This window comes from Phosphitispora fastidiosa (assembly GCF_019008365.1).
GTDB lineage: Bacteria > Bacillota > Thermincolia > Thermincolales > UBA2595 > Phosphitispora > Phosphitispora fastidiosa.
Map to the genome: position 1 here is coordinate 1 of NZ_JAHHUL010000124.1, position 273 is coordinate 273.

Annotated in this window: 1 pseudogene; it reads right to left on the reverse strand. The window is 62.6% G+C overall.

The annotated features are described in order from the left end of the window. Positions 1 to 273, reverse strand: a pseudogene (locus Ga0451573_RS19200) (UDP-N-acetylmuramate dehydrogenase); the annotation flags it as partial.

The following is a 273-nucleotide window of genomic DNA, read 5'->3' on the forward strand; positions in this document are numbered from 1 at the left end:
GTTTTGCAGCACGAGTGAGCGGATCGTCTCGCCGAGGGTTTCAAGGTCATGACCGCTGGCCGTGCCGGTATTGATCATGAAATTGCAGTGCATCGGCGACATCTGTGCACCGCCGATCATCAGGCCGCGACCGCCCGCCGCGTCGATTTCCTTCCAGGCGGATGTGCCTTCCGGGTTCTTGAAGGTCGAGCCGCCGGTCTTCTCGCGGATCGGCTGCACGGTCTCGCGGTGCTGCTGCACCGCATGCATCGCCGCCTGAATGGCATGGGTTTC